The organism is Acidisphaera rubrifaciens HS-AP3, from assembly GCF_000964365.1.
Taxonomy (GTDB): Bacteria; Pseudomonadota; Alphaproteobacteria; order Acetobacterales; family Acetobacteraceae; genus Acidisphaera; species Acidisphaera rubrifaciens.
The window spans coordinates 1-447 of sequence record NZ_BANB01001168.1 but is presented as its reverse complement, the minus strand read 5'-3'; the positions used below and the strand labels follow the sequence as shown (position 1 = coordinate 447).

Genomic DNA, 447 nt, shown 5'->3' with positions numbered 1-447 from the left:
CGCGTCGCGCGCCGCCAGCATGCTCGCCATCGGCGCCAGCAGCCGCGGCGTCGGCAGCGCCGCAGTGCGCGCGCGCGCCTGCTGATAGGTCTCGAGCCACGTCACCTCCGGACCCAGCAGAACCACCTGCCGCAGGTTCCAGAAGATGCCGAGCAGGAGCACGCCGAGGATCAGGCTGTTGAGCAGCGGATTGCTGGCGAAGGCGATTTCGAGCGCACCGTGCAGCAGCACCGCCACGGCCGCGACCGCCACCAGGAAGACGGCCATGCGCAGCAGGAAGCTGGTCGGTCGGGTCATGGCCGCCTGGTTACGATGAGGGTGTCATGGAATTGCTAAGGCGTCCGCGTCGCGCGCCCCGCTTCGGGCGGCGGCGCCGCGGCGGATGCCGCGGTGGCAGGGGGTTGAGCCGCGGGCACGGCGGCGGGCGCGGCGGTCGCGCTGCCCCGC

General features: G+C 73.2%; 1 pseudogene. It reads right to left on the bottom strand.

From position 1 onward, the window contains the following. Window positions 1-297: pseudogene (locus B8460_RS20530) on the bottom strand (flagellar motor protein MotA); the annotation flags it as partial. Between the last annotated feature and the right edge of the window lie 150 nt (window positions 298-447).